This is a genomic window from Mesorhizobium sp. M6A.T.Ce.TU.002.03.1.1 (genome assembly GCF_003997275.1).
GTDB lineage: Bacteria > Pseudomonadota > Alphaproteobacteria > Rhizobiales > Rhizobiaceae > Mesorhizobium > Mesorhizobium mediterraneum.
In genome coordinates this window covers 1-5,419 of record NZ_RZTI01000219.1, presented here as the reverse complement: position 1 = coordinate 5,419, position 5,419 = coordinate 1, and the positions used below count along the sequence as shown (strand labels likewise).

Genomic DNA, 5,419 nt, shown 5'->3' with positions numbered 1-5,419 from the left:
CCGCCGCCGCGACACTGCATGCTGCCACCCCCGCCGCGCTCGACCATTGCCTGCTTGCCAGTCTGTCGCCAGAGCCTACGCACGCTCGGGCCGCCGGACGGCTCGACCTGCGCCCGCTGCTTGATCTCGGCGTGAGCCACGGCGAGGGGGCAGGGGCGGCCCTTGCCGCGGGTCTGGTCAAGGCAGCCGCGCTCACCAGTTCGGGCATGGCGGCGGCGGTTCGTTAGGCGACTAGCGCCGCCGGGCGGCAACCGCCTTGGTCGGCAGTGCAGGCAATTCCTCCATTACCCGGCTCAGCGGGAAGATGGCGATGGCCTCGGTGCCTTCACGCAGTTTGGAATGGAGTTCGAACTCGCCGCCATGCAATGCGAGCAGGCTCTGGACGATCGGCAGGCCGAGCCCGGTGCCTTGTTCGGCGCTCTTGATGGCGATCGAGCCCTGGCCGAAGGCGGACAGCACGACCGGAATCTCGTCTGCCGGTATACCGGGCCCATTATCCCTAACGGAGAGGTATTGGCCGCCGCCCGCCGTCCAGCCGACGCGCACGCGGATTTCGCCGCCAGTCCCGGTGAACTTGATGGCGTTCGACAAAAGATTGAGCGCGATCTGTCGCACCGCGCGTTCGTCGGCGAACAGGCGCGGCAAGGCGCTTTCGAAATCCTGGACGATACGGATGTCCTTATTGCGCGCCTTCAGCTCCATCATGTGACAGCAATCCTCGACGACGGAGAGCAGCATCATCGGCTCCTCGTTGAGCTGGTAGCGGCCCGCCTCGATGCGCGAGAGGTCAAGGATTTCGTTGATCAGATCGAGCAGATGCTGGCCAGAGTCGTGGACGTCACGAGCATAGTCGCGATAGGTCGGGTTGCTCATCGGTCCGAGCACTTCGTTCGCCATTACCTCGGAGAAACCGAGAATGGCGTTGAGCGGCGTCCGCAGCTCGTGGCTCATCGAGGCCAAAAACCGCGACTTTGCCAGATTGGCGTCTTCAGCCCGTCGTCGCGCTTCGTCCGACATCGATTTCGCCGTGTCCAGTTCGGCGATAAGCGCGTCCTTTTCGGAGCGGAACGAGAGCAACATCAAGGACGAGCGATTGAGTTGGCGCGCCGTATAGACGAAGAAGGGCAGCGAGACGATCAGCAAACCGGCCATGATCAGCTCGACCGGAATCCACTGCCTCGTACTGGCATAGGCATAGACCGCGACCGGAACGGCAAAGGTCGACAGCAGCGCACCGCGCAGCGATGACGCGATGATCGCGGTCGCCGCCATGGCGAGCAGCAGCACTACCGCCTTAGTCAACTGGAACTGATCGACCTGGCAAGCGTCGCAACCGAGCCAGGCGAACCAAGCCCAGCCCAGGCCGCAAAGGAAGTGGCCTACCAGGAAATCGCTGTGCGTCTGCAGCGGGTTGAGTTCGGCAGCTTCCGTTTGATCGATGCGCCTCGCCATGAATACTACGATGGTGTAGCAGATGAGTGTAAAAAGCGCCCAAACGCCAATTTCGTTACCCACTCCAGCAAACAGACCCGTCGCGGCGGTCGCCAGGACGAGAATCGGAACGATGGTCGCGCTGCCTATCATCGCACGGGCGTGGAGTTTTAAGAGCTCGCGGTCGAAATCAAGATTTCCGACCTGCTGCGAAAGACGGTCGCGCGTCTTGCGCACCGCGCGCGCCACATCGCTGTTGCGATGGGGTTTCCTGCGGTCCACAATAAACTTGTCCGCTGTGGTCGAGCGTTGCGAGGGCATGGAGACTTCAATTTATGCGGGCAGCGGTTTCAAATTGTTAAGCTACGTTCGAATGATTAACCAACGGTTTGCCATATGAGCCGTTCGTGGTCGTGGCGACCGCGACAGCGATACGTGCCGCCGCGGCCGCGAAGCCTGTGGCGCCGGCTGGGGGACTACGCACTGGCCGTCATCGTCCTCGGTCTGCTGATCCTTCTGGCAGCGCGCCTTGACCGGATCGAGACGCGCAAGACGGAGGGTGCCGCCGTCGTCAATGACGGCGATACGATCACGCTCGGTACCGAGCGCATCCGCATGCGTGGCATTGACGCGCCGGAATATTCGCAAATCTGCCGTAAGGACGGTATCGACTATGCCTGCGGCAAGCTGGCACGGCAGTCGCTGGTGAGGCTGATATCAGGCAAACCCGTCTCCTGCACCGGCTGGCAGCGCGATCGATACGGCCGGCTGCTCGGCGATTGCAAGGCCGGCGGCAAAGATCTCAACCGCGCCCAGGTCGAGGCCGGCTGGGCGGTTGCCTATGGCGATTTCGAAACCGACGAAGCCGCCGCTCGTTCCGGCAAGGCTGGCATCTGGGCCGGCACGTTCGACGAGCCGCACGATTGGCGCGAGAGTCACGATCACGAGGTTGTCGAAAGAAAGCATGGCAGTCTGGCTTCGATTGGCGATGCCTTGCGAGAAATTTTTCGCTTCTGGTGAGCAGCAACCTTATAATTTGTCGGATCAATCAGGAGGATGGAATGAAACTCTTCGATGGCGGCCGCGCTCCCAATCCACGGCGGGTACGCGTCTTCCTTGCCGAAAAGGGCATTCAGGTTCCGCTGGTGCCTGTCGATATGGGCGCGATGGAGCACAGAGAACAGACGGTCAGTTCGCGCAACCCGCTGCAGCGCCTGCCGGTGCTCGAACTCGACGACGGCACCGTCATCACCGAATCCGTCGCCATCTGCCGCTATTTCGAGGAACTGCATCCGGAACCGGCTTTGTTCGGGCGCGGTGCGCTCGGCAAGGCGCTGGTCGAGATGTGGCAAAGACGCATGGAGCTCAACCTGCTCGGTTGCGTCGCCGCCGCGTTCCGGCACACCCATCCGGCGATGAAGGAATGGGAGGTTCCGCAAATTCCCGAATGGGGCGAGGCCAACAAGCCGAAAGCCATCGAATTCCTGAAATTCCTCGATGAGGAACTGGCGAACCGGGAATTCATCGCCGGCGAAACCTATTCGATCGCCGACATCACCGGGTTGATTGCCGTCGACTTCATGAAGCCGGCGCGTATCAAGGTGCCGGAGGAGTGCAGCAATGTACTGCGCTGGCATCAGGCAGTCTCCAGCCGGCCGAGCGTCGCCGCCTGAGTATGAGTTCTCCGAGAATGAACGACGAGCTGGAAAACTTCGCGGCGACCGTACGCACCTGCCGAATCTGCGTCGAAAACCCGGTCGGCCGGCCGTTGCCGCATGAGCCGCGCCCGGTGCTCAGGCCGTCGTCGAGCGCCCGCATTCTGATCGCCAGCCAGGCACCGGGCACCAAGGTGCATGTGTCAGGCATGCCGTTCACCGACGCCTCCGGCGATCGATTGCGAAATTGGCTGGGCGTCAACAGCGAAGAATTCTACGACACGACAAAGTTCGCCATCGTGCCGATGGGTTTTTGCTTTCCCGGCCAGGATGCCAAGGGCGGCGACCTGCCGCCGCGCCGCGAATGCGCACCGGCCTGGCGCGCGCCGCTGATGGCACTGATGCCGCAGGTCGACCTGGTGCTGACGATCGGCCTCTATGCGCAATCCTGGCATTTGGGCGCAGCGCGCCGGCCCTCGCTGACGGAGACGGTGATGAATTGGCGCACCATCTGGGATGCGCCCGGCAACCCGAAAGTGCTGCCGTTGCCGCATCCGTCGTGGCGCAACACCGGCTGGCTGAAGCGCAATCCGTGGTTTGAAATGGATTTGCTGCCGTTTCTGAGATCGGAAATCCGCTATCGCCTCGGCTGAAGCGTGAGCAAGAAATCACTCGCTTTTGCGCTATCTGACAGAATTTCTTTCTTGTGAATGGCCTAAATAAGAAGGACTATAGCCAATCTATTCCAAGTCTATCCCTGTGGGAGCACCCAATGGACCGCCTTGACAGAAAAATCCTCCGCCTCTTGCAGGAGGACGCGACGCTCGCGGTCGCCGATGTCGCCAAGAAAGTCGGACTGTCGACCACGCCCTGCTGGCGGCGCATCCAGAAGCTCGAGGAGGAAGGCGTCATCAAGCGGCGCGTCGCCATCCTCGATCATGAAAAGGTCAATGTGCGCGTCACCGTGTTCGTGTCGATCCGCACCAATTCGCACAGCCATGAATGGCTGCGGCGCTTTTCGGAGGTCATCCAGGAATTTCCGGAAGTGGTCGAGTTCTACCGCATGAGCGGCGACGTCGACTATCTCTTGCGGGTGGTGGTGCCCGATATCGCGGCTTACGACGCCTTCTATAAGCGCCTGATCGCCAAGATCGAGATCCGCGACGTGTCGTCGTCGTTTGCCATGGAGCAGATCAAGTACACGACCGAAATGCCGCTGGACTACATGGTGCTGGACAAGGAATCGGGCGCGAACGCTGCTTGAGGTTTTTTTGCTTAGTTCTTCTTTTTGTTGAGAAAACGCCACGGTGAGTTTGCCGGCTGCGTGATCGTATCCGGCACCACATCGACGTCCACCACCTCCGCCTTGCGCACCGCGTAGCCTGACTGGATGACGCTGGCACCGTCGACGATGAAGAGCTGACTCTTCTCCATGCCCGGCTCCAGGGCGCCGGTCACGGAAACCGGCTGGTAGGCCTCCGACATCCTGTAGGGGTGCGCGGGCGTGACGAGGACGATCTGATTGGGCGGCGGCGTCGGCATGTGACTGCACGCACCCGTCCACGGCACCAGCAGGAACTGGTAGACGAGATCGCCCTCGCGATCGACCGGTAGCGCGTATCCCGCCAGTTGGATGGTCTTGTCCTGCAGATTGAGAGACAGCGTCTCGCCATGATCAGGCATTTTTGCCGCGATCATCGGCAGTCCGACACTTTCGGCAGCCGCTTGCGTCGCCGGGCGCAGATCCTTCCAGAATATACGCGCGGTTTCGGCGGAAGCGCTGCCCGCCGCGATGGAAATCAGCACGGCCGCCAGCGCCGCTGTCGATTTGAGACGATTGCTCATCGTGTGCTCTCCATTTGACAGGAGTTAAGCTGCCGTCGCCAACAGCGTCAACGTTCGAGCCGCATCACATGCCGGCGCGAGCCGGCCATGCCGATCTCGTGGAATCCGCGGGCCACGAACATGTCTCGAAAGCCCATGAAACGGTAACTCGGCGATGCCTGGTCGACCGGATAGGCCTCGATCGTCCTGGCGCCTTTGGCGAAGGCGTGATCGATGGCCGCGTCGAGCAGTGCGGTTGCCAGCCCGCGGCTGCGCAATGCCCTCGGCACATAGAAACAGACGATCGACCAGATGCCCGTTTCGGTATCGTCCTGCTGCGGCGACAGTTTGCGGTAGGTTTCGCGTGGTGCCATCGAGCACCAGCCTATGGTTTTGCCTCCGGCTTGGGCGACAATGCCGACCGGCGTGTCGGCCGCGATGAGCGCCATCATCGCCCGTTTCCTCTCATCGTTGCCCACGTGCTCGCGGTTTTCGAGATCGCGCCAGGC

8 protein-coding genes are annotated in these 5,419 nt (G+C 61.7%); 5 read left to right on the top strand and 3 right to left on the bottom strand.

Features of this window, described 5'->3' with window-relative positions; all coding sequences use genetic code 11:
• Positions 1 to 227 (top strand): nicotinate-nucleotide--dimethylbenzimidazole phosphoribosyltransferase (locus EOC93_RS32400; RefSeq protein WP_206532295.1); only part of this gene is annotated, 227 nt, incomplete at its 5' end.
• 4 nt (positions 228 to 231) lie between these two features.
• On the opposite strand, the gene EOC93_RS32395 is transcribed toward EOC93_RS32400, so the two are convergent.
• Complete coding sequence (locus EOC93_RS32395; protein ID WP_127206638.1) at positions 232 to 1,752, bottom strand: HAMP domain-containing sensor histidine kinase; 1,521 nt, start codon at positions 1,750 to 1,752, stop codon at positions 232 to 234.
• A gap of 75 nt (positions 1,753 to 1,827) precedes the next feature.
• On the opposite strand from EOC93_RS32395, the gene EOC93_RS32390 reads away from it, so the two are divergent.
• The 4 genes from EOC93_RS32390 (at position 1,828) to EOC93_RS32375 (ending at position 4,350) form a co-directional block, all read left to right on the top strand.
• Entirely contained in the window at positions 1,828 to 2,451 is a 624-nt protein-coding gene (locus tag EOC93_RS32390) for a thermonuclease family protein (RefSeq protein ID WP_095486867.1), read from the top strand.
• A gap of 41 nt (positions 2,452 to 2,492) precedes the next feature.
• Positions 2,493 to 3,104 carry a glutathione S-transferase gene (locus tag EOC93_RS32385; protein WP_095486865.1) on the top strand — a complete coding sequence of 204 codons (612 nt, stop codon included), beginning with the start codon at positions 2,493 to 2,495 and terminating at the stop codon, positions 3,102 to 3,104.
• Positions 3,044 to 3,739, top strand: coding sequence for a uracil-DNA glycosylase family protein (locus EOC93_RS32380; protein ID WP_127206637.1), 696 nt, complete (start codon positions 3,044 to 3,046; stop codon positions 3,737 to 3,739). The genes EOC93_RS32385 and EOC93_RS32380 overlap by 61 nt, the downstream gene beginning before the upstream one ends.
• A 119-nt stretch (positions 3,740 to 3,858) precedes the next feature.
• A complete protein-coding gene (locus EOC93_RS32375) occupies positions 3,859 to 4,350 on the top strand; it encodes an Lrp/AsnC family transcriptional regulator (RefSeq protein ID WP_006333679.1) in 492 nt (163 codons plus the stop codon).
• An 11-nt stretch (positions 4,351 to 4,361) separates the two neighbouring features.
• On the opposite strand, the gene EOC93_RS32370 is transcribed toward EOC93_RS32375, so the two are convergent.
• Positions 4,362 to 4,931: a DUF3299 domain-containing protein gene (locus EOC93_RS32370; RefSeq protein WP_095486861.1), complete on the bottom strand. Its 570-nt coding sequence runs from the start codon at positions 4,929 to 4,931 to the stop codon at positions 4,362 to 4,364.
• Between the two features lie 47 nt (positions 4,932 to 4,978).
• Positions 4,979 to 5,419 (bottom strand): GNAT family N-acetyltransferase (locus EOC93_RS32365; RefSeq protein ID WP_164759371.1); only part of this gene is annotated, 441 nt, incomplete at its 5' end.